Genomic DNA, 19,018 nt, shown 5'->3' with positions numbered 1-19,018 from the left:
CGTGTATCAGCAGACAAAAAATTACCTTAAAAACAGGCATCTGCAATGTTGTAAAAAGCGGCACCAATCTTGCTGAGGCTTCAGCAGACCATGCCTGTTCTACGCACCGATGCTGCAAACGGGAAACGAGATGCCCATGAATAAGAATCCGATGCCCGGCCAAGAGGCGCTTGAAGCGCCCGATGCCGCAACGCCCCCCTTGAGCGTGCGGTCCCGGCGTGGCTTCATCGGCGCCGCCGCGGGCGGTGCGGGGGTGTTCCTCTCCGTCCAGGCACGTACCGCGCTCGGCGCCGTCAGCTGTCAAAGCCCGTCGGCCGCCATCAGTGGCAATCTCAGCGCTCAGCCTGCCAGCGTGACCTGTACCGGCGGAAATTCGCCGACGGTTTGGAAGCTTCAGGACACGCTTTCCAAGTGGCCGGCCGGCGCCACTCCACCGACCTTCAATACTGGGCTCACGGACTCTCTCGGCTGCAACAACGGGCACTCGATACTGGATCCGGCGTCGGTCATCGGCCAGCCGGGCACCCTGGTCAGCAGCATCCTGCCGGGAGCCATTTCCAATACCAGCCTGTGGGCCATCCTGGCCTTTCCGGCCAACTTTTCCGGCGGCGTGCTAATGAGCCACCTGATTGCCGCATGGCTGAACGGCGGTGGTTCCTTCGCGAGCTATCCGATCCAGCGCTGGCAGGTTCTGGAAATGTGGAATGCGCTAAAGACCACCGGCACCTATTGTCCTTCCTCGATGACCTGCCCTGGCAACACCGGCATGACCGAGAGCGAAGTGATCGCCTTCATCACACAGACCTACGATTTCACCTCAGACCTCGTATCCGTCTGCACGATCGCGGGAACCAGCACCAACAGCTCCGGCACCACCACAACGACGACCGGCGGCGGCAAGAAGGGCAAGTAACCGCCTGTCGCAACCTCACGCTTGGCCACACCCTTGCCACCGGGACCGTCGATCCGCCCGTACCCCGGGCGATCCCTTGCTCTCTCGCCCGCGTGGGACGGCGACGGTGCGGCCGTCGTCTTCGATCGGAACTCCGGCGACTACTGGATCGTGTCGCCCCTCGCGCACGAAGTCGTCCGGCGCATCGTCACGACGGGCCAGGAGGATACGGCGGAACTCGTCCACCATCTCACCGACGCCGGATCCCGCACCACCGACACGGAAACAACCGTGATCGGCGTGATCCGTGAACTGGTACAGCGTGAAATCCTGACGGATGCGTAAAACTGGCCTCGCCCCTCATCGACGAGGCAACGGCATTGATCGACACAACCCTCCGAATCGCCCCCGTCACGCTGCGACTCCGCTCGCCGTTCGGGTCGGTTCGCGCGCATGTCGACTTCTTCTACCCCGACGCCGTCGAGACCGGGCGCGCCGACACCTTCACGGACTTCGACGTCCGCATCGCGCGGGGGGCCGGGGTGCGCAGCTGGCTCCGGCCGCAAGCCCAGTTCCTGCTCGACCACAACGAGCCCTTCCTGCCGCTTCCGGCGGCGCAGGCCGCCGCGCTGTTCGAATGGGGACTCAACTGGTGTCTCGCCACGCGACCGCTCGGCTATCTCGTGATGCATGCGGCGGTCGTCGCGCGAGACTCAGACGCCCTGGTGATGCCGGGGTTTCCCGGTGCCGGCAAGAGCACGCTGTGCGCGGCGCTGACCTTTCTGAAGGACTGGCGGCTCCTCTCCGACGAGCTGGCGATACTCGATCCCGAAACCGCCCGCCTGCATCCGAACCCGCGCCCGATCTGCCTCAAGAACGCGTCGATCGACATCGTCGGCGCCTTCCCCGGCGCGACGCTCGGACCGGTCTACCAGGACACGCGCAAGGGCACTGTCACCCATGCTGCGCCCCCGCCCCAATCGCGCGCCAAGGCCGAAAAGACCGCGCGCTGCCGCTGGGTCGTCTTTCCGCGCTATGTCGCCGACGCCGATCCCTGGTGTGACGAAATCGGCCGAGCGGAAGCTTTCGCCCGCATCGCGGAGCAGTCTTTCAACCGCGACCGCATGGGCGAAACCGGCTTTCGCGCCTTGTGCGCGATGCTCGACGGGGCGCGCTGCTTCGAGATTGCTTACGATTCGACCGAGCGCGCGCTGAACCTGATCGATGCCATCACGGGCGGCTGACCCGATGTCGATGAACGCCTCCGCCCCACCGCTGATCGAGGTCCTCAAGGACCCGGCTCGCGCCTGCCGACTCGCGGACGGCGATTGGTCGGCACTGATCGCCAGCGGGCGGGCCGCCAACCTGCTCGGACTTCTGGCGGTTCGCCTGCGGCAGGCGAACATCCCGCTTCCACCAGCCCCGCAGCGCCACCTCGACGCCGTCGCCCAACTCAGCGAGCGCCAGCGCCAGTCGGTCCGCTGGGAAATCCACTGCCTGCAGCGTGCGCTGGCGGCCCTGCGAATACCCGCCGTGCTACTCAAGGGCGCCGCCTATGCGATGTCGGATCACCCCGTGAGCCACGGGCGCCTCTTTGGCGACATCGACATCCTCGTACCCCGTGAAACGATTGGCGACGTCGAACTGCGGCTGATGATCGCCGGCTGGACTTCGGGCAAGAACGACGCCTACGACCAGCGCTATTACCGGCAATGGATGCACGAACTGCCGCCGATGGTGAACGTGCGCCGCGGCACCGTCCTCGACGTCCATCACACCATCCTGCCGCTGACATCGCGCCATGCGCCAGACGCGCGTCACATCATCGAGTCCGCGAGACCGCTCGACGGCTTCCCGTCGATCCGCATCCCACGCCCCGAGCACCTGCTCATCCACAGCATCGTGCACCTCGTGCACGACGGCGAGCTTCCGAACGGACTGCGGGATCTGTTCGACATCGACGGCTTGATTCGGGACGGCGCGCGCGCGCCCGACTTCTGGCTGCGCGTGGAGACCGCCGCGACGGAGCTCGGGCTCGCCGCGCCGACGGCGCTGGGTCTGACGCTCGCGCAGCGGCTGATCGGCAGTCCTGTCCCGACCGAGACCGTCCAACGACTTCGAGCCGGAACGCGTGCGTCGCCGCTCCTTCACGGGCTCTATGCCCGAGCGCTAAGGCCGGACAACGAGGTAAGCGGGGATGTCGGGGCGCTCATCGCGCGAAGCGCGATCTACTTGCGCGCCCATTGGCTGCGCATGCCTCCCCACCTTCTCGCGCGACACTTGCTGTACAAGTCTGCCGCGAGGATGAGGAAGACGGAAGGCAGCGCCGCCGGTGCCGCCTGAGCAGGCGGCGGCAGGGGTCTTACTTCGTGACGACGCCGGCTTCGGCGAGCATCGACTGCAGTTCGCCGTTCTCGTACATCTCGCGCATGATGTCGCAGCCGCCGATGAACTCGCCCTTGATATAGAGCTGCGGGATCGTCGGCCAGTTGGCGTATTCCTTGATGCCGTTTCGGATGTCGTCGTTCTCGAGCACGTTCACCGAGAAGAGGTCGGAAACGCCGAGGTTCTTCAGGATCTGCACGGCAGTCGCCGAGAAGCCGCACATCGGAAACTGCGGCGTCCCCTTCATATAGAGCACGACGGGATTGCCGGCAACCTGTTCGCGAATGACTTCCTGGATGTTCATGGCGTACGCCTCAAAAGTTGAGTAATTAAGTCGGAAAATTTTAGGCATTGCCCGCGGTGCAGTCAACAGCACCGCACTGTGCGTATCTGCGGGGACGGTCAGCGCCCCAGCCACTGGCCGCCCGAGACCCGCTCGATGCCGGCCAGATCCTTCCACGACGCGATCGCGGAGAAGCCCGCGTCGGTCAATAAACCGCGCACCGCCGCCGCCTGATCGTAGCCATGCTCAAGGAAGAGCCAACCGCCGGGCTCCAGATGGGCCGGGGCGCCCGATACGATGGCCGCCAAGTCGTCCAGCCCTTGCGGGCCGGATGCCAGCGCCGTCGCCGGCTCGAAGCGGACATCCCCTTCTTCCAGATGCGGATCCGCCGCCGCGACGTAGGGAGGATTGGCGACGATGAGGTGATAGCGCTCCTCGCCCAGCGCCGAGAACCAGTCGCCGAGCACGAAGGACACGCTGGCCCCGAGACGCGCCGCGTTGGCCATCGCGACCAGCAGGGCCTCGCGCGAGCGGTCCACCGCGGTGACGTCCGCCTCGATCAAGTCCAGCATCAGCGTGATCGCGAGGATACCGCTCCCGGTGCCGAGATCGAGCACGCGTGTGCCCCGCTTGTCGCCGAAATGCGCCATCGCGAGTTCGACGAGGAGTTCCGTGTCGGGGCGCGGGATCAGCACCGCCGGCGTGATATGGAAGGAGCGGCCGAAGAATTCGCGCTCGCCCGTCAGGTAGGCGATCGGTTCGCCCGCCTCGCGCCGCTCGACGAGGGACCGGAACTCGGCCCACTCCGCCACTCCGAGGACCGCCTCGGGAAACGCGATCAGCCGGGAGGCGGGACACTGCAGCACATACCGCAGCAGGATGCGGGCCTCGGCGAGCACGATGTGCGTACGCGCCCACTTGAGGGCACCTGCGACGTCCGGCACGGGATCGACGACAGCCATGTCAGTCGTTCGCCAGGGCGGCGAGCTGTTCGGCCTGGTGTTCGGCCGTCAGCGCCTGGACGAGCTCGTCGATCTCGCCCTGCATCACCGCGTCGAGCTTGTATAGCGTCAGGTTGATGCGATGGTCGGTCACGCGGCCCTGCGGGAAGTTGTAGGTGCGGATGCGCTCGGAACGGTCGCCGCTGCCGACGAGGCTTTTGCGGGTCGCCGCCTCCTTGGCCTGCTGCTCGCGCAGCTGCATGTCGTGGATGCGCGCGGCGAGCACCGACATCGCCTGGGCCCGGTTACGGTGCTGCGAGCGGTCGTCTTGGCATTCGACGACGATCCCGGTCGGCAGGTGAGTGATACGGACCGCCGAGTCCGTCTTGTTGATGTGCTGCCCCCCCGCACCGCTGGCACGGAAGGTGTCGATGCGCAGGTCCGCCGGATTGATGTTCACGGCCTCGATCTCGTCCGCCTCCGGCATGACTGCCACCGTGCAGGCCGAGGTGTGAATGCGCCCCTGCGTCTCGGTCGTGGGCACGCGCTGTACGCGATGTCCGCCGGACTCGAATTTGAGCTTGGAATAGGCTCCGGCGCCGAGCACGCGGACGATTACTTCCTTGTAGCCGCCGAGGTCCGATTCGCTCGCGGATACGACTTCGACCTTCCAGCGCTGCCGTTCGGCGTAGCGCGTATACATCCGCAACAGGTCGCCGGCGAACAGGGCCGCCTCGTCCCCGCCGGTGCCGGCACGGACTTCGAGGAAGAGGTTGCGGTCATCATTGGGATCGCGCGGCAGCAGCGCCCGTTGCAGTTCGCCTTCGAGCGATGCGATGCGTGCCGCACCTTCTTCGAGCTCACTCTCGGCAAGCTCGCGCAATTCCGGATCGGAGAGCATCCCGCGCGCACTCTCGCAGTCTTCCTCGGCCTGGCGATAGGCGCCGTATAGCGACACGACGGGCTCGATCTCGGCCCGCTCGCGTCCCAGCGCACGGAAGCTGTCCATGTCGGCCGCGACTTCGGGCGACGACAGCTCGCGATCGAGCTCGGTCAGGCGAGAGGTCAGGAAATCGAGCTTGTCGCGGATGCTCTGCTTCATCGTTTTCAGTAGCCGAAGACGCGTCGACGGGCGACCCCTTGCAGGGCCCGATCCCGACTAATCGTGGGAATTCAGATTGAAGAGCTGCTGCAGCATGCGGCTGGCGTCAGCCTGCTGCTCGCCTTCGGATTGGTTCAGGAAATGCGTCGGCGCGTGCATCAGCTTGTTGATGAGTCCGTGGCTCAGGGCGTCCAGCACCTTCTGCGGATCCTCGCCGCGCGCGAGCAGCTTGCGTGCGCGCTCGAGCTCGGCGGCGCGCAGCGTTTCCGCATGCAGGCGCAGCGCCCGGATCGTCGGTACCACGTCACGCCCCTGCATCCAGTGCAGGAAACCGTCGACGCGGCTATTGATGATTTCCTCGGCCTCGATCACGGCCTGCTGGCGCGATTCCAGCCCCGCGTCGACGACCTGCGCGAGATCGTCAACCGTGTACAGGAACACGTCGTCGAGGTCGCCGACTTCCTTCTCGATATCCCGCGGCACGGCGAGGTCGACCATCACCATCGGCTTGTGACGGCGCGCCTTGACCGCCCGTTCGACCATGCCGAGGCCGACGATCGGCAGCGGGCTCGCCGTACAGGACACCACAATGTCGAACTGCGCCAGCACGTCACCAATGCCATCCAGGCGCATCACGTCGGCCCCATACCGACCGGCAAGCGCCAACGCGCGCGACTCCGTACGGTTGGCGACGGTGATGTGCTTCGGTTGCGCCCCGGCGAAATGCGCCGCACAGAGCTCGATCATCTCGCCGGCGCCGATGAAGAGCACGCGCTGGTCCGACAGGCGCTCGAAGATCCGCTCGGCCAGATGCACCCCAGCGGCCGCCATCGAAACGATATTGGCGCCGATCGCCGTCGTCGACCGGACCTCCTTGGCCACGGCAAAGGTGTTCTGGAACAGCTTGTGCAGCAGCGTTCCCATCGTCCCCGCCTCTTCGGCGCGGCGCGCGGCATCCTTGACCTGACCGAGGATCTGCGGCTCGCCGATCACCATCGAATCGAGGCCGCTCGCGACCCGGAAGACGTGACGGACCGCATCGCGCTGCGGATAGGTATAGAGATACGGGGAAACTTCGCTCAGGGTGAGACTATGGAAACGCGCGAGCCAGTCTGCGGCGTGCTGCGGCTGTTCGGTGGCGAAATACAGCTCCGTCCGGTTGCACGTGGACAGGATCGCGGCCTCACGCACGGTGCGCGCATGCGTCAGATCATGCAATGCATCGTCCAGCCGCTCAGGCTGAAACGCCACCCGCTCGCGGATAGTGAGCGGAGCGGTGTGATGATTCAGGCCAAGAGCATAGAGTTGCATGCGTGATCGCAGTGGGGGGCTTAAGTTCGCGGATTATAGCACTGCAGAAAACGGGGGAAATATTGCCCCCGCGCGGACAACCGTGTTGCGCCGATTGCAACGTAAACGAAAAACGGGCCAGCTTGCGCTGACCCGTTTTCTGAATCTGGTGGCCAGGGACGGAATCGAACCGCCGACACGCGGATTTTCAATCCGCTGCTCTACCAACTGAGCTACCTGGCCTGGAAGAGCGCGCATTATAGCGGACTTTCAGGATGTGTCAAACAATTTTGGCGATTATTTGTTTTGCCTTGCCGACACATTCCATCGCGATGCAGAGCGCCGGCAGAAAAAGAAAACGGCAACCCGAAGGTTGCCGTTCTTGCCGAAGGCCCGTCGCCGGGCCCTGCAGTTCTGCTTAGTGGCCCGACGCACCTTCTGCGCCGATACCCGTTTCCGAACGCACCTTCTGCGCGAGGTAGCCGGCACGGTCTTCGGCCGCACGGGCGCTGTTGTCGAGGATCGAGAACAGCCAGATGCCGATGAAGCCGGCGGCCATCGAGAACAGCGCGGGCGAGGTGTAGGGGAACCAGGCCGAGCCCTTCGGGTTGCCGAGGGTCGCTTCCCAGACCGACGGCGACACGATGGTCAGCACCACCGCGGTGATCAGCCCGAGGAAGCCCCCGATGCAGGCACCACGCGTCGTGCAGTTCTTCCACAGCACCGACATGAACAGCACCGGGAAGTTGGCCGAAGCGGCGATCGCGAAGGCCAGGGACACCATGAAGGCGATGTTCTGCTTCTCGAAGGCAATACCCAGCACCACCGCAATGATGCCGAGCGCAACGGTGGTCATCCGCGACACGCGCAGCTCCGAAGCCGAATCGGCATTACCCTTCTTGAACACCGTCGCGTACAGGTCGTGCGACACGGCCGATGCGCCCGACAGGGTCAGACCTGCGACCACTGCGAGAATCGTCGCGAACGCCACCGCGGAGATGAAGCCGAGGAACACGTTGCCGCCGACGGCGTTGGCGAGGTGGATAGCCGCCATGTTGCCGCCGCCGAGCAGCGCCTTCTTCGCATCAAGGAACTGCGGGTTGGTCGAGACCAGCACGATCGCGCCGAAGCCGATGATGAAGGTCAGGATGTAGAAGTAGCCGATCCAGGTGGTCGCCCAGAACACCGACTTGCGGGCTTGCTTGGCATCCGGCACCGTGAAGAAGCGCATCAGGATGTGCGGCAGGCCGGCGGTACCGAACATCAGCGCCATGCCGAACGAGATCGCCGAGATCGGATCCTTGATGAAGGACCCTGGCCCCATGATCGCCTGACCGATGATGCTCGCCTCCTCAGGGGTCTTGCCTGCTTCGATCGCGACACCCGCCTTGACCTTGGTTGCCGCCGCGAACAACTGCTCGGGCGAGAAGCCGTACTGATACATCACCATGAAGGCCATGAAGGACGCACCGGCGAGCAGCAGGCAGGCCTTGATGATCTGCACCCAGGTCGTCGCCGTCATGCCGCCGAACAGCACGTAGACCATCATCAGCGCGCCGACGATGACCACCGCCATCCAGTATTCGAGGCCGAAGAGCAGCTTGATCAGCTGACCGGCGCCGACCATCTGGGCGATCAGGTAGAAGGCCACGACGACCAGCGTACCCGAAGCCGCGAAGGCGCGGATCGGGGTCTGCTTGAAGCGGTACGCTGCAACGTCGGCGAAGGTGAACTTGCCGAGGTTGCGCAGCTTTTCGGCCATCAGGAAGGTGATCACCGGCCAGCCGACGAGGAAGCCGATCGAGTAGATCAGGCCGTCGTAGCCGTTGGCCATCACCGCGGCCGAAATCCCGAGGAAGGACGCAGCCGACATGTAGTCGCCGGCGATCGCCAAACCGTTCTGGAAGCCGGTGATGCCGCCGCCGGCAGTGTAGAAGTCGGCAGCCGACTTGGTCTTGGCCGCCGCCCACTTGGTGATGAACAGCGTGAAGATGACGAACGCGCCGAACATGGTGATGGCCGTCCAGTTCGTAGCCTGCTTCTCGGCCTGGCCGAGATCGGCGCCGGCAGCGAGGGCTGCAGCCGACAGCAGGGCGAGGGCGAGCCCGCCGCCGATGTGCTTATAGCGACCAATCATTTGCCGCTCTCCTTGACGATTTCCTGGGTCAGCGCGTCGAACTCGGAGTTCGCGCGGCGGACGTAGAGGCCGGTGATCAGGATCGTGAACAGAATCACGCCCAAGCCGACGGGAATCCCGACGGTCATCACGCCTTCGCCAAGCCGTTTTGCCAGCATGCCCTTGTCGAACGCGATGACCGCGATGTAGCCGTAGTAGACGATCAGCATGATGATCGTCAGTACCCAGCCGTAAGACGAGCGGGTGCTTACAAGCTGCTGGTATTTCGGGTTGGCGACAATTTTCGTCACCAGATCGTTTTGCATGTCTCCCTCCTCCGTATTTCGGTAGTGGCACCGGGACTTTCCCCGGTTGTCGCAACCTTAATCCCGGAGACTTACGCCGCCCTTACGAACACCAAATGACCCCATAAATAGATTTTTCAGTTAACCAGAGGAGTCAGCCGAGGGGGAAATCGCCGTACACCGGCACAGGCGGCGGCTGGACGCCGCGAGGGAAGACGACCTGAACGAGGGTGCCCTGCCCTCGTGGGTTTGCGTTCAGGGTCACGGTCGCGCGGTGCAGCTCGGCAATCTCGCGCACGATGGGCAAGCCCAGGCCGGAGCCGTCCTCGCCGCTGCCGAGCACACGATAGAAGCGCTCGAATACTCGTTCGCGATCGGCCTCCGGGATGCCGATGCCCGTATCTTCGACTTCGAAGATGGGCGCCCCTGCGTGCCGCGCCCGCGCGGTGACGCTGCCGCCCGGAGGCGTGTACTTGATGGCGTTGTCGATGACGTTCTTGACCATCTCCCGCAGCAGCACTGGGTTCCCCTCGACGAGCAGCGCCTCCGCGCCGCCCTCGACGCCGAGGTCGAGGCTCTTCGCCTGGGCGCGGGGAAAGAGCTCGAGCGCGACGTCGCGCACGATCGCCCGCAGGTCGACCTGCTCGACCGCATACAGCTTCTCGAAACTCGCTTCGGCGCGCGCGAGCGACAAAAGCTGATTGATCAGGTGGCCGGCGCGCTCCGTGCTCTTTGCGATATGCGAGAGCGAATTGCGCAAGGCGTCCGGATCGGTTTCGAGCAGCGCGAGTTCGGTTTGCATGCGCAAACCGGTCAAGGGCGTGCGCATCTGATGGGCCGCATCGGCGATGAAGCGCTGCTGGGCATGCAGGTTCTCTTCGAGCCGCGCCATCATGTCGTTGAAGGAGACGATCAGCGGGCGCACCTCCTCCGGAACGCTCGCCGGCTCGATCGGCGACAGGTCGGTCGGCCGCCGCCGGCGGATCAGGCTCTGCAGGCGGTTGAGCGGCGCGATGCCACGCGTCAGGCCGACCCACACGAGCACCACCGCCAGCGGGATGATCGCGAACTGCGGCAACAGCACGCCGGTGACGACGCGCGAGGCGAGGTCGCTACGCTTGTTGCGGGTCTCGGCGACCTGCACGAGCACCAGCGGGCTCGCAGGCTCGGGCCACGGCCGCAGGAACTGGTAGGCGACACGCACCTCTTCCCCGGCGATCACGTCGTCGCGATAAATCACGTCCTCGGGCAGCACGGTGGCCGGCGGCGCGATCCAGCCGATCTCGCGATCCCCGGTGATCAACTCGCCGCTTTCGTTCGCGACCTGGTAGTAGACGACGTCGTCCTGGTCGGCGCGGAACATCGCGCGCGGCGGGGCCGGGAAATGCACCGCGACCTTGCCGTCCTCGAGCGTTACGAGCCGGGCGAGCGCCCGCACACTGTCCGCTAAAGCACGGTCGTACGGCTGGTTCGCGATGCTGTCCGCGACGTTATGGGTGACGATGATGGAGATCGGCCACAGGAAGAGCAACGGCGCGAGCATCCAGTCGAGGATCTCGCCGAACAGTGAATTCGGCTGGCCCGGGACACGCGTCGCCCCGGCCGCCCGTTCAGCCCTTCGCCGCCTGGGCAGCATCCACGGTTTCCAGGCAATAGCCGAGGCCGCGCACCGTCACGATCCGCACGCCGCTGTCTTCGAGCTTCTTGCGCAGGCGATGGACATATACCTCGATCGCGTTGCTCGACACCTCTTCGCCCCAGCCGCACAGGTGATCGACGAGCTGATCCTTGCTGACGAGACGCCCCACCCGCAGGATGAACACTTCCAGCAGGCCGACCTCGCGCGCGGAAAACTCCACCACCTGGCCGTTGATCTTCACGACCCGGTCGGCTTGGTCGTACGAGAGACTCCCGACCTCGATGCAGCGCGCCTGCCCGGTGCCGCGGCGCGTCAGCGCGCGCACGCGCGCCTCGAGCTCGGGCAATGCGAAGGGCTTGGTGAGGTAATCGTCGGCACCGGCATCGAGACCCCGCACGCGATCGTCGACACCGTCCTGCGCGGTGAGGATCAGCACCGGCATTGCGGACTTGCGCGCCCGCAGGCGCTTGAGGACTTCGATGCCGGGCAGCTTCGGCAGGCCGAGGTCGAGGATCAGCAGATCGAACGGCTGCGATGCCAAAGCGGTATCCGCATCGGCGCCGGTCGCCACGTGATCGACCGCAAAGCCGCTTCGCCTCAGGGCGCGGCCCAGACCGTCAGCGATGACGAAATCATCTTCAGCCAGAAGAATCCGCATTGGAATCAGGATGTAAGTTGCGTGTAAGCGGGCACGCCTAGATTCACACCCGCTGTTCTCCTTTTACCGGTCACGAGACGGAACCCGCCGCCAGCGCGTTCCGCCCCCGGAGCGTCCGGCCAACCAGCCAGATGCTCCGGACCGCCTTTTCGGATATCTGAGTAATTATCACACGCTTCCCCGCATGTTGCGCGCATTGCAGTGCCCGCGCCAATGCATTTCGCACGTCCTGAGAGCCCCCAAAAGCAAACGGCCCCGCCGAAGCGGGGCCGTCCGTGCCGGGCGCGAACGCCCGGACGATGATCGCAGGGATCAGCGGGGCATTACATGCCCATGTCCATGCCACCCATGCCGCCCATGCCGCCGGGCATGCCGCCCATCGCGGGCTTGTCTTCCTGCAGCTCGCCGACCATGCAGTCGGTGGTGAGCATCAGACCGGCAACCGAAGCGGCGTTCTGCAGCGCGGTGCGCTCGACCTTGGTCGGGTCCAGCACGCCCATCTCGACCATGTCGCCGTACTCGCCGGTCGCGGCGTTGTAGCCGAAGTTGCCAGTGCCTTCGACAACCTTGTTGACGACCACGGAGGGCTCGTCACCGGCGTTCGCGACGATTTCGCGCAGCGGCTGTTCCATCGCGCGCAGCACGATCTTGATGCCGGCGTCCTGGTCGTGGTTGTCGCCCTTCAGGTTGGTCAGGTTGGCGCGGGCACGCAGCAGCGCGACGCCGCCGCCGGGGACGATGCCTTCTTCAACGGCAGCACGGGTGGCGTGCAGCGCGTCTTCGACGCGGGCCTTCTTTTCCTTCATTTCGACTTCGGTCGCGGCACCGACGCGGATCACTGCAACGCCGCCGGCGAGCTTCGCCACGCGTTCCTGCAGCTTTTCACGGTCGTAGTCGGAGGTCGCTTCCTCGATCTGCACGCGGATCTGCTTGACGCGCGCTTCGATGCGCTCGGCTTCGCCGGCGCCGTCGATGATGATGGTGTTTTCCTTGCCGATCTCGATGCGCTTGGCCTGGCCGAGGTCAGCCAGGGTGGCCTTCTCGAGGGTCAGGCCGACTTCTTCGGCGATGACCTGGCCGCCGGTCAGGATGGCGATGTCTTCGAGCATGGCCTTGCGGCGGTCGCCGAAGCCCGGGGCCTTGACGGCGCAGGTCTTCAGGATGCCGCGGATGTTGTTGACGACCAGGGTCGCCAGCGCTTCGCCTTCGACGTCTTCGCCGATGATCAGCAGCGGACGGCCGGCCTTCGCGACTTGCTCGAGCACCGGCAGCAGGTCACGGATGTTCGAGATCTTCTTGTCGAACAGCAGGACGAACGGGTTCTCGAGGATCGCGACCTGCTTGTCCGGGTTGTTGATGAAGTACGGCGACAGGTAGCCGCGGTCGAACTGCATGCCTTCGACCACGTCCAGTTCGTTGTTCAGGCTCTTGCCGTCTTCGACGGTGATGACGCCTTCCTTGCCGACCTTGTCCATCGCGCGGGCGATGATCTCGCCGATGTCGGCGTCGGAGTTCGCGGAGATCGAACCGACCTGGGCGATTTCCTTGTTGGTCGAGCAGGGCTTCGACAGCTTCTTCAGCTCTTCGATGGTGGCGATGACAGCCTTGTCGATGCCGCGCTTCAGGTCCATCGGGTTCATGCCGGCGGCGACGTACTTCATGCCTTCGCGGACGATCGACTGGGCCAGCACGGTCGCGGTGGTGGTACCGTCACCGGCGATGTCGGAGGTCTTGGAAGCGACTTCCTTGACCATCTGCGCGCCCATGTTGGCGAACTTGTCCTTCAGTTCGATTTCCTTGGCAACCGACACGCCGTCCTTGGTGACGGTCGGGGCGCCGAAGGAGCGCTCGAGCACGACGTTGCGGCCCTTCGGGCCCAGGGTCACCTTGACCGCATCGGCCAGGATGTTGACGCCTTCGACCATACGCGCACGGGCGGAATCGCCGAACTTGACTTCTTTAGCTGCCATTCTTCATTGCTCCTTGAATTCGTTTGTCAGGGCGGAGGGAGGCTCAGGCCTCGACCACACCCATGATGTCTTCTTCGCGCATGACGAGCAGTTCCTCGCCCTCGACCTTCACGGACTGGCCCGAGTACTTGCCGAACAGGACCTTGTCGCCGACCTTGACGGCCATGGGGCGGACCTTGCCGTCGTCGAGGATCTTGCCGTTGCCGACGGCCAGGACTTCGCCCTGATCGGGCTTCTCGCCCGCCGAGTCGGGGATCACGATGCCGCTGGCGGTTTTGCGTTCGGCTTCCAGGCGCTTGACGATCACGCGATCATGCAAGGGACGGATCTTCATTGACTCACTCCTTATTGTTTCAACAGTGCGGGAACGGTGCCCGCAGAAAATTCGCGCGGGCCGCGGGATGGGAGGTGCCGCGGCCGTTAGCACTCACTGCCAACGAGTGCTAATAATAGGGACGGCCCCAAGCGATTTCAAGTACGGGCAAACGAGAAAATTTTTATTGCCGGCATCGGCCCGCAAGCGCGGCTATCGCCCCGACTGCTGGCGGATGCTCTGCGCCGTCTGCCCGAAGAGGAGCTTGCGGCTTTCCTCGGTGACGGCGGGACGATTGGCGTACGGCTCCGCCTGGGCGTAGGCGCGGACGGTTGCCGGCCGGGACGCGATCGCGTCGAACCAGCGGCGCAGATTCGGGAACTCGTCGAGATCCTGCTGCTGGCGCTTCCAGGGGACAATCCAGGGATAGCAGGCCATGTCCGCGATCGAATAGTCCTCCCCGGCGAGGAAGGACCGCTCCTCCAGCCGGCGGTCCATGACGCCGTACAGCCGGTTCGTTTCCTTGACGTAGCGGTCGATCGCGTAGGGGATCTTCTCCGGCGCATAGAGGCCGAAGTGGTGGTTCTGCCCCGCCATCGGGCCGAGGCCGCCGACCTGCCAGAACAGCCATTCGGTGACCGACTTGCGTCCGCGCAGGTCTTGCGGCAGGAATTGGCCGCTTTTTTCGGCCAGGTAGAGAAGGATCGCGCCCGACTCGAACACCGGCACGGGCTCGCCGCCGTCCGCGGGCGAGGTGTCGACGATCGCGGGCATGCGGTTGTTCGGCGAAATCGCCAGGAACTCGGGCTTGAACTGGTCGCCCGCGCCGATATCGACAGGCCGGATGCGGTATTCGAGGCCGGCCTCTTCGAGGAACATCGTTATCTTGTGGCCATTCGGCGTCGGCCAGTAGTAGAGCTCGATCATGTGCTTTCCTTCGGGGACTCCGGGAGAGAGCCATTCGGCATCGTGAACGGCTGCGGGTTCCGCTTGCGCCGCCCGAGCGCTAATCCTGCCGCTTGTCCCCGTCGCCCTTGGCGAAGCGATGCATCGCGTCGCTGAGGAAGCGCATCTGCTTGCCGAAGTTCCGGCAGCCGTCGCACCACAGGATGTGCATCCTCAGCGACAGCCTTTCGCGCAGCGTCAGCGGACGGTCGCGCGACTCGGAGTACAGGCGGGTGACGTCGCGGCATTTCAGCACGGCCGTTCTCCATTGGCGAACCAGCGCAGCTCGAGGCATTCGCGCAGGCGCATGCGGGCACGGTAGAGCATCACGTTCAGGTTGCTCATGGTGACACCGGCGGCTGCGCAGATCTCGTTCGATTCGAGCTCGATGAACTCGCGCATCATGAATACGCGCGCCTGGCCGGGCGGCAGTCCGTCGAGGCAGATCTCGAAGATGCGCCAGAACTGCTGTTCGCGCAGCGATTCCTGCGGATTGCCCCAGGCGGCGGGGTGGCTGTCGGCCTGCCAGTAGCCACGCTGGTCGAAGAGCGCCGAGAAGTCCTCGTCTTCCTCGTCGTCGTCCCGCCGCAGACTGCCGGCATCGACGACACGCTCCTTGTGGCGCAGGATGTCGGCGATCTTGTTGCGCAGGATCGCGAAGACCCAGGTCCGGAGGGCCGAGCGCCGGCTGAAGGAGGCGGCATTGCGCAGTGCGCCGACGAGGGCTTCCTGCACGGCGTCCTCGGCGAGATCGCGGTCGGACAGCTGAAGCGTCGCAAAGCGCAACATCTGGCGGCGGAGCGATTCGACGAAGGCGTCGTCATGGAGGTCGTCGTCTCCGGCGGCAGCCCCGGACGACTCGGCTGGCAACGCAAGATCGCGCATGCGGCCTTCTCCTGTTACGCGAAGGGCGGATTCTTCATTAAAGAACAGCGGGCGACGGTACGCACGCCCGCGTGGGGGATCAAAGATGCATGGCAGGCGGCGTCCGGCGGCGGTTTGCGCCATACTATATAGATAAGCCGGATGGCCGGCACGCGCGGAACAAGAGAGAACCGGATGGCAGCGAAGAAGGCCAAGCCGCCAGCGACGGCTCGACAGGAACTCGTGGCAGCGGCAGACGCCGCGGTCGGCATGTTCGTCGTCGAGCTGGACCGCCCGTGGATCGAGACGCCTTTCCTGCTGCAGGGATTCCTGATCGAGGACGACGCAACGCTCGCGAAGCTGCGTTCGCTGTGCCGCTTCATCTATATCGACCGCACCCGTTCGATCGGCGAGCATTACGCGGAAGCTGGCGCCGAAGATGTGGCGTCCACGGTGGGACGCTCAGTGGGCCGGCGCCCGATCCAGTTCCAGGAGCGCCCGGCCGATGACCAGCAGCCCGGCTTCCTCGAAGTGCTGGCGCTGGTTCGCAAGGGGAGGGTCGATGCCGAAACGGTGCAGCGCCTGGCGGGCGAGGCCCGCGGCGACCGCCCGGAGACGCAGTCCGTCGAACGCGAACTGCTGCGGGCGACGCCGACCTTCGCGCACGCGGAAAGCGTGTTCGACCAGATCCTGACCGATGTGCGGGAAAATCGCCGGCCGGACCTGGAGGAAGTCGCCGGCAGCGTCGAAAGCATGATGCAGAGCGTCAAGCGCAACCCGGACGCGCTGCTATGGCTGATTCGCCTGAAACGCTACGATCGCAGCAGTTACCACCACGCCTTGGATGTCACCGTGCACATGATGGTGTTCGCTCGCCATCTCGGATTTTCCGACGAAGGTACGACGGTGATGGGCGTGGCGGGCATGATGCAGGACATCGGCAAGCTGCGCCTGCCCGAGCGCGTGCTGAAGAAGGCCGGCAGGCTGAGCCGGCTGGAGATGGAGATTGCGAAGGCGCACGTCGAATTCTCGACGCGGATCATCGAGGAGTCGGGCAATCGCCTGCCCGGCCTGCTCGAGATCGTCAGCCGTCATCATGAGCGCCTGGACGGATCGGGTTATCCGGCGGGACTGGCCGGCCAAAGGATCGGGCTGCGGGCGGAAATGGCCGGTGTGGTCGACAGCTTCTGCGCGATGACCAGCAAGCGCGCCTACGACGAACCGCTGAGCACCCAGCGCGCGCTGGAATCCTTGATCCGGCAACGCGACGTCAAGTTTTCCGCCGCCGTCGTCGACGCCTTCATCCAGTGCATCGGACTCTATCCGGCCGGCACACTGGTGGAACTGAACTCCGGGGAGATCGCGGTCGTGATCTCGCAAAACCGCATCCGCCGGCTGCTGCCGCGCGTGCTGGTGCTGCTGGACCCGGACAAGATTCCGAATATCCATCCGCCCGTGCTGGACCTGCTGTACGCACCAGCAACGCCCGCAGGCGAGCCCTACCGCGTGGTGCGCGCGCTGCCCAGCGGAGCTTTCGACATCGATCCGACGGAGTTCTACCTAACGTGAACGAGCAACCCCGGATGCCGCCCAAGAATGCGGCCGAAGTGCTCGCCGCGGTCGGTTTCGGCCCACGCGACGTGTCGATCCTGCAGGCCTTCGCGAGCGCCGTTCCGGCGGCCTCCTTCGAAGCGGCATTCGCCGCCCGCCTCGACCGGCTGGCGCCCCGCGCGCCCTCGACGATCGAAGCGGTGTTCTTCGGGCTGCTGCTCGAGCGATACCAGTGGGGCAAGGCGGAGTGGCTCGAGGCGCTGGCCGAATGCTGGTTGGACTGCCTGCATGCGGGCAGCGCGGACACCCTCGCCGCGACCGCCGCGACGAGCCTGCTCGACGGCATGCGCGACGCGCTCGCGGGCGAGCATGCGCCGGGCCGGGCGGAGTACGACATCCTGAGCTCCGGGGCGCGGCTCGCGCAGGCGATCCAGGCAATGCTCGCGGGCAGCGCCTTCGAGCAGCTCCATCACCGCCTGCGTGCCGGCGACGGGCTCGACCCGGCGACCGGCCTGCCTTCCCGTACGCGTTTCATGCAGTTGCTGGAACGCTGGCTGAACCGTTCCGAGGCCCGCCAGCTCGGGCTCCTGCTGCTGCATGCGGAATGGGAGCCGAGCGGCCAGCACCTGCTCAGCGCGCAGCGCGATCGCGTCCGGCGCCTGCTGAGCGACGCGATGCGAAGCGTGCTACGCCCGCAGGACATACTGTGCTCGACCGCGGACCAGGAGTGGGCGCTGATCATGCCCGACTTGCGCAGCGTGGCCCAGGTCCAGCTCGCGGCCCGACGACTCGTGGACATCTGCGAGCGCTCGCCCGAACACAACTTCCCGCATCTGCGCGGCGCCATTCACGTCGGGGCCGCGCTGGCGCCCGAGGACGGCGAGAGCGCGGCGGCAATCGAGCGCGCGGCGCGCGCTGCACTCCATCGCGCGGTGCGGGCGGACCTGCCGGTCGTATGCTTCGATCCCGAGATGATCGCGGCGATGGAACACGAGTTCGATCTCGAGCGCGAGATCGTGGGCAGCATGGGAAACCCGCCATTCAAGGTCTGGCTGCAGCCCCAGGTGCACCTCGTGACCGGGCGCTGCGCGGGGGCCGAAGCGCTGTTGCGCTGGCGGCGCGACAACGGCGAATGGGTCCCGCCGCCGGACATCATCGATATCGCGAGCCGCCTCGGCCTGATGCCGGAACTGACGCGCTGGGTGATGGCCCAGGTGGTACGGATCATTGCCGACCTCGACGCGGCCGGCATCGAAATCTCGGTCTCGCTGAACCTCGTCGCACAGGATCTGCACGAGGAAGACCTACCGGAGCGGGTCGCACACGCGCTGGCAGCATGGCAGGTGCCACCGAAACGGCTCGTGCTGGAGATCACCGAAGGCGCCCTGATCGGCGACCGGCAGCGCGCGGCGCACATCATGGAACGCCTGCGCACGCTCGGATGCAGCATCTCGCTCGACGACTTCGGCACCGGTTTCTCGTCCTTCGCCTACATGCGCGACCTGCCGGTGAGCGAGCTCAAGATCGACCAGCTCTTCATCTGCGACATGCTCAGCTCGCCGCGCGACCACGCGATCGTCACCGCCGTGCAGGCCCTGGCGAGCGGCCTCGGGATGAAGGTCGTGGCCGAAGGCGTCGAGGACCAGGCCACTGCCGACGAACTGAAACGGATCGGCTGCAACCTGGGCCAGGGCTTCCTATGGGCTCGTGCGATGCCGCTGGAGGAATTCATTCCTTGGGTGCGTGAGCGACAACGGATGTAGA

Annotated in this window: 19 protein-coding genes and 1 tRNA gene; 6 read left to right on the top strand and 14 right to left on the bottom strand. The window is 65.3% G+C overall.

The window, feature by feature from the left end; translation table 11 throughout:
- Positions 1-136: 136 nt before the first annotated feature.
- The 4 genes from AZKH_RS04380 to AZKH_RS04365 are packed head-to-tail and all read left to right on the top strand — an operon-like array spanning position 137 to position 3,235.
- On the top strand, positions 137-913 hold the full coding sequence (locus AZKH_RS04380) for a hypothetical protein (protein WP_041655898.1): 777 nt from the start codon (positions 137-139) through the stop codon (positions 911-913).
- Positions 914-934: 21 nt separating this feature from the next.
- Complete coding sequence (locus tag AZKH_RS04375; protein ID WP_015434530.1) at positions 935-1,237, top strand: hypothetical protein; 303 nt, start codon at positions 935-937, stop codon at positions 1,235-1,237.
- A 35-nt stretch (positions 1,238-1,272) separates the two neighbouring features.
- Positions 1,273-2,136: an HprK-related kinase A gene (locus tag AZKH_RS04370; RefSeq protein ID WP_015434529.1), complete on the top strand. Its 864-nt coding sequence runs from the start codon at positions 1,273-1,275 to the stop codon at positions 2,134-2,136.
- Positions 2,137-2,146: 10 nt separating this feature from the next.
- Entirely contained in the window at positions 2,147-3,235 is a 1,089-nt protein-coding gene (locus AZKH_RS04365) for a nucleotidyltransferase family protein (RefSeq protein ID WP_041656837.1), read from the top strand.
- A 19-nt stretch (positions 3,236-3,254) separates the two neighbouring features.
- On the opposite strand, the gene grxD is transcribed toward AZKH_RS04365, so the two are convergent.
- From grxD to AZKH_RS04295, 14 genes are all read right to left on the bottom strand, one after another.
- Positions 3,255-3,581: a Grx4 family monothiol glutaredoxin gene (gene grxD / locus AZKH_RS04360; RefSeq protein ID WP_015434527.1), complete on the bottom strand. Its 327-nt coding sequence runs from the start codon at positions 3,579-3,581 to the stop codon at positions 3,255-3,257.
- A 98-nt stretch (positions 3,582-3,679) separates the two neighbouring features.
- Entirely contained in the window at positions 3,680-4,522 is an 843-nt protein-coding gene (prmC, locus tag AZKH_RS04355) for a peptide chain release factor N(5)-glutamine methyltransferase (RefSeq protein WP_015434526.1), read from the bottom strand.
- Between the two features lies 1 nt (position 4,523).
- Entirely contained in the window at positions 4,524-5,603 is a 1,080-nt protein-coding gene (gene prfA, locus AZKH_RS04350) for a peptide chain release factor 1 (RefSeq protein ID WP_015434525.1), read from the bottom strand.
- 57 nt (positions 5,604-5,660) lie between these two features.
- Complete coding sequence (hemA, locus tag AZKH_RS04345) at positions 5,661-6,914, bottom strand: glutamyl-tRNA reductase (RefSeq protein WP_015434524.1); 1,254 nt, start codon at positions 6,912-6,914, stop codon at positions 5,661-5,663.
- A gap of 146 nt (positions 6,915-7,060) precedes the next feature.
- Positions 7,061-7,136: transfer RNA gene (locus AZKH_RS04340), tRNA-Phe, on the bottom strand.
- 175 nt (positions 7,137-7,311) lie between these two features.
- Positions 7,312-9,030, bottom strand: a complete 1,719-nt coding sequence (locus AZKH_RS04335; protein WP_015434523.1) for a cation acetate symporter — start codon at positions 9,028-9,030, stop codon at positions 7,312-7,314.
- Entirely contained in the window at positions 9,027-9,335 is a 309-nt protein-coding gene (locus AZKH_RS04330) for a DUF485 domain-containing protein (RefSeq protein WP_015434522.1), read from the bottom strand. The genes AZKH_RS04335 and AZKH_RS04330 overlap by 4 nt, the downstream gene beginning before the upstream one ends.
- A 133-nt stretch (positions 9,336-9,468) precedes the next feature.
- Complete coding sequence (locus AZKH_RS04325; RefSeq protein ID WP_015434521.1) at positions 9,469-10,950, bottom strand: sensor histidine kinase; 1,482 nt, start codon at positions 10,948-10,950, stop codon at positions 9,469-9,471.
- On the bottom strand, positions 10,925-11,611 hold the full coding sequence (locus tag AZKH_RS04320) for a response regulator transcription factor (RefSeq protein WP_015434520.1): 687 nt from the start codon (positions 11,609-11,611) through the stop codon (positions 10,925-10,927). Before AZKH_RS04320 ends, AZKH_RS04325 begins: the two co-directional genes overlap by 26 nt.
- A 323-nt stretch (positions 11,612-11,934) precedes the next feature.
- Positions 11,935-13,581 (bottom strand): chaperonin GroEL, encoded by a 1,647-nt coding sequence (groL, locus tag AZKH_RS04315; RefSeq protein ID WP_015434519.1) that lies wholly within the window; start codon positions 13,579-13,581, stop codon positions 11,935-11,937.
- 43 nt (positions 13,582-13,624) lie between these two features.
- Positions 13,625-13,915, bottom strand: coding sequence for a co-chaperone GroES (gene groES, locus AZKH_RS04310; protein WP_015434518.1), 291 nt, complete (start codon positions 13,913-13,915; stop codon positions 13,625-13,627).
- A gap of 192 nt (positions 13,916-14,107) precedes the next feature.
- Entirely contained in the window at positions 14,108-14,821 is a 714-nt protein-coding gene (locus AZKH_RS04305) for a glutathione binding-like protein (RefSeq protein ID WP_015434517.1), read from the bottom strand.
- Positions 14,822-14,900: 79 nt separating this feature from the next.
- Positions 14,901-15,095 carry a zf-HC2 domain-containing protein gene (locus AZKH_RS04300; protein ID WP_015434516.1) on the bottom strand — a complete coding sequence of 65 codons (195 nt, stop codon included), beginning with the start codon at positions 15,093-15,095 and terminating at the stop codon, positions 14,901-14,903.
- Complete coding sequence (locus tag AZKH_RS04295; RefSeq protein WP_015434515.1) at positions 15,089-15,724, bottom strand: RNA polymerase factor sigma-70; 636 nt, start codon at positions 15,722-15,724, stop codon at positions 15,089-15,091. The genes AZKH_RS04300 and AZKH_RS04295 overlap by 7 nt, the downstream gene beginning before the upstream one ends.
- A 174-nt stretch (positions 15,725-15,898) precedes the next feature.
- Between AZKH_RS04295 and AZKH_RS04290 the strand changes: the two genes are divergently transcribed.
- Together AZKH_RS04290 and AZKH_RS04285 are read left to right on the top strand one after the other, a co-directional pair.
- Entirely contained in the window at positions 15,899-17,272 is a 1,374-nt protein-coding gene (locus tag AZKH_RS04290; protein WP_070099049.1) for an HD-GYP domain-containing protein, read from the top strand.
- Positions 17,269-19,017 carry a bifunctional diguanylate cyclase/phosphodiesterase gene (locus tag AZKH_RS04285; RefSeq protein ID WP_015434512.1) on the top strand — a complete coding sequence of 583 codons (1,749 nt, stop codon included), beginning with the start codon at positions 17,269-17,271 and terminating at the stop codon, positions 19,015-19,017. Before AZKH_RS04290 ends, AZKH_RS04285 begins: the two co-directional genes overlap by 4 nt.
- Position 19,018 lies beyond the last annotated feature (1 nt).

The sequence above is a fragment of the Azoarcus sp. KH32C genome (assembly GCF_000349945.1).
In the GTDB taxonomy this organism is placed as follows: domain Bacteria; phylum Pseudomonadota; class Gammaproteobacteria; order Burkholderiales; family Rhodocyclaceae; genus Aromatoleum.
Note: the sequence above shows the minus strand (reverse complement) of the source record. Positions and strands in the feature narration are given on the sequence as shown.

Bases quoted from the DNA above. Each gene is read 5' to 3' on its own strand.
- AZKH_RS04290 (WP_070099049.1), top strand. From the start codon at position 15,899: ATGGCAGCGAAGAAGGCCAAGCCGCCAGCGACGGCTCGACAGGAACTC.
- prmC (WP_015434526.1), bottom strand. From the start codon at position 4,522: ATGGCTGTCGTCGATCCCGTGCCGGACGTCGCAGGTGCCCTCAAGTGG.
- AZKH_RS04365 (WP_041656837.1), top strand. From the start codon at position 2,147: ATGAACGCCTCCGCCCCACCGCTGATCGAGGTCCTCAAGGACCCGGCT.
- AZKH_RS04320 (WP_015434520.1), bottom strand. From the start codon at position 11,611: ATGCGGATTCTTCTGGCTGAAGATGATTTCGTCATCGCTGACGGTCTG.
- AZKH_RS04295 (WP_015434515.1), bottom strand. From the start codon at position 15,724: ATGCGCGATCTTGCGTTGCCAGCCGAGTCGTCCGGGGCTGCCGCCGGA.
- AZKH_RS04305 (WP_015434517.1), bottom strand. From the start codon at position 14,821: ATGATCGAGCTCTACTACTGGCCGACGCCGAATGGCCACAAGATAACG.
- AZKH_RS04325 (WP_015434521.1), bottom strand. From the start codon at position 10,950: ATGCTGCCCAGGCGGCGAAGGGCTGAACGGGCGGCCGGGGCGACGCGT.
- groL (WP_015434519.1), bottom strand. From the start codon at position 13,581: ATGGCAGCTAAAGAAGTCAAGTTCGGCGATTCCGCCCGTGCGCGTATG.
- groES (WP_015434518.1), bottom strand. From the start codon at position 13,915: ATGAAGATCCGTCCCTTGCATGATCGCGTGATCGTCAAGCGCCTGGAA.
- grxD (WP_015434527.1), bottom strand. From the start codon at position 3,581: ATGAACATCCAGGAAGTCATTCGCGAACAGGTTGCCGGCAATCCCGTC.
- prfA (WP_015434525.1), bottom strand. From the start codon at position 5,603: ATGAAGCAGAGCATCCGCGACAAGCTCGATTTCCTGACCTCTCGCCTG.
- AZKH_RS04380 (WP_041655898.1), top strand. From the start codon at position 137: ATGAATAAGAATCCGATGCCCGGCCAAGAGGCGCTTGAAGCGCCCGAT.
- AZKH_RS04330 (WP_015434522.1), bottom strand. From the start codon at position 9,335: ATGCAAAACGATCTGGTGACGAAAATTGTCGCCAACCCGAAATACCAG.
- AZKH_RS04335 (WP_015434523.1), bottom strand. From the start codon at position 9,030: ATGATTGGTCGCTATAAGCACATCGGCGGCGGGCTCGCCCTCGCCCTG.
- hemA (WP_015434524.1), bottom strand. From the start codon at position 6,914: ATGCAACTCTATGCTCTTGGCCTGAATCATCACACCGCTCCGCTCACT.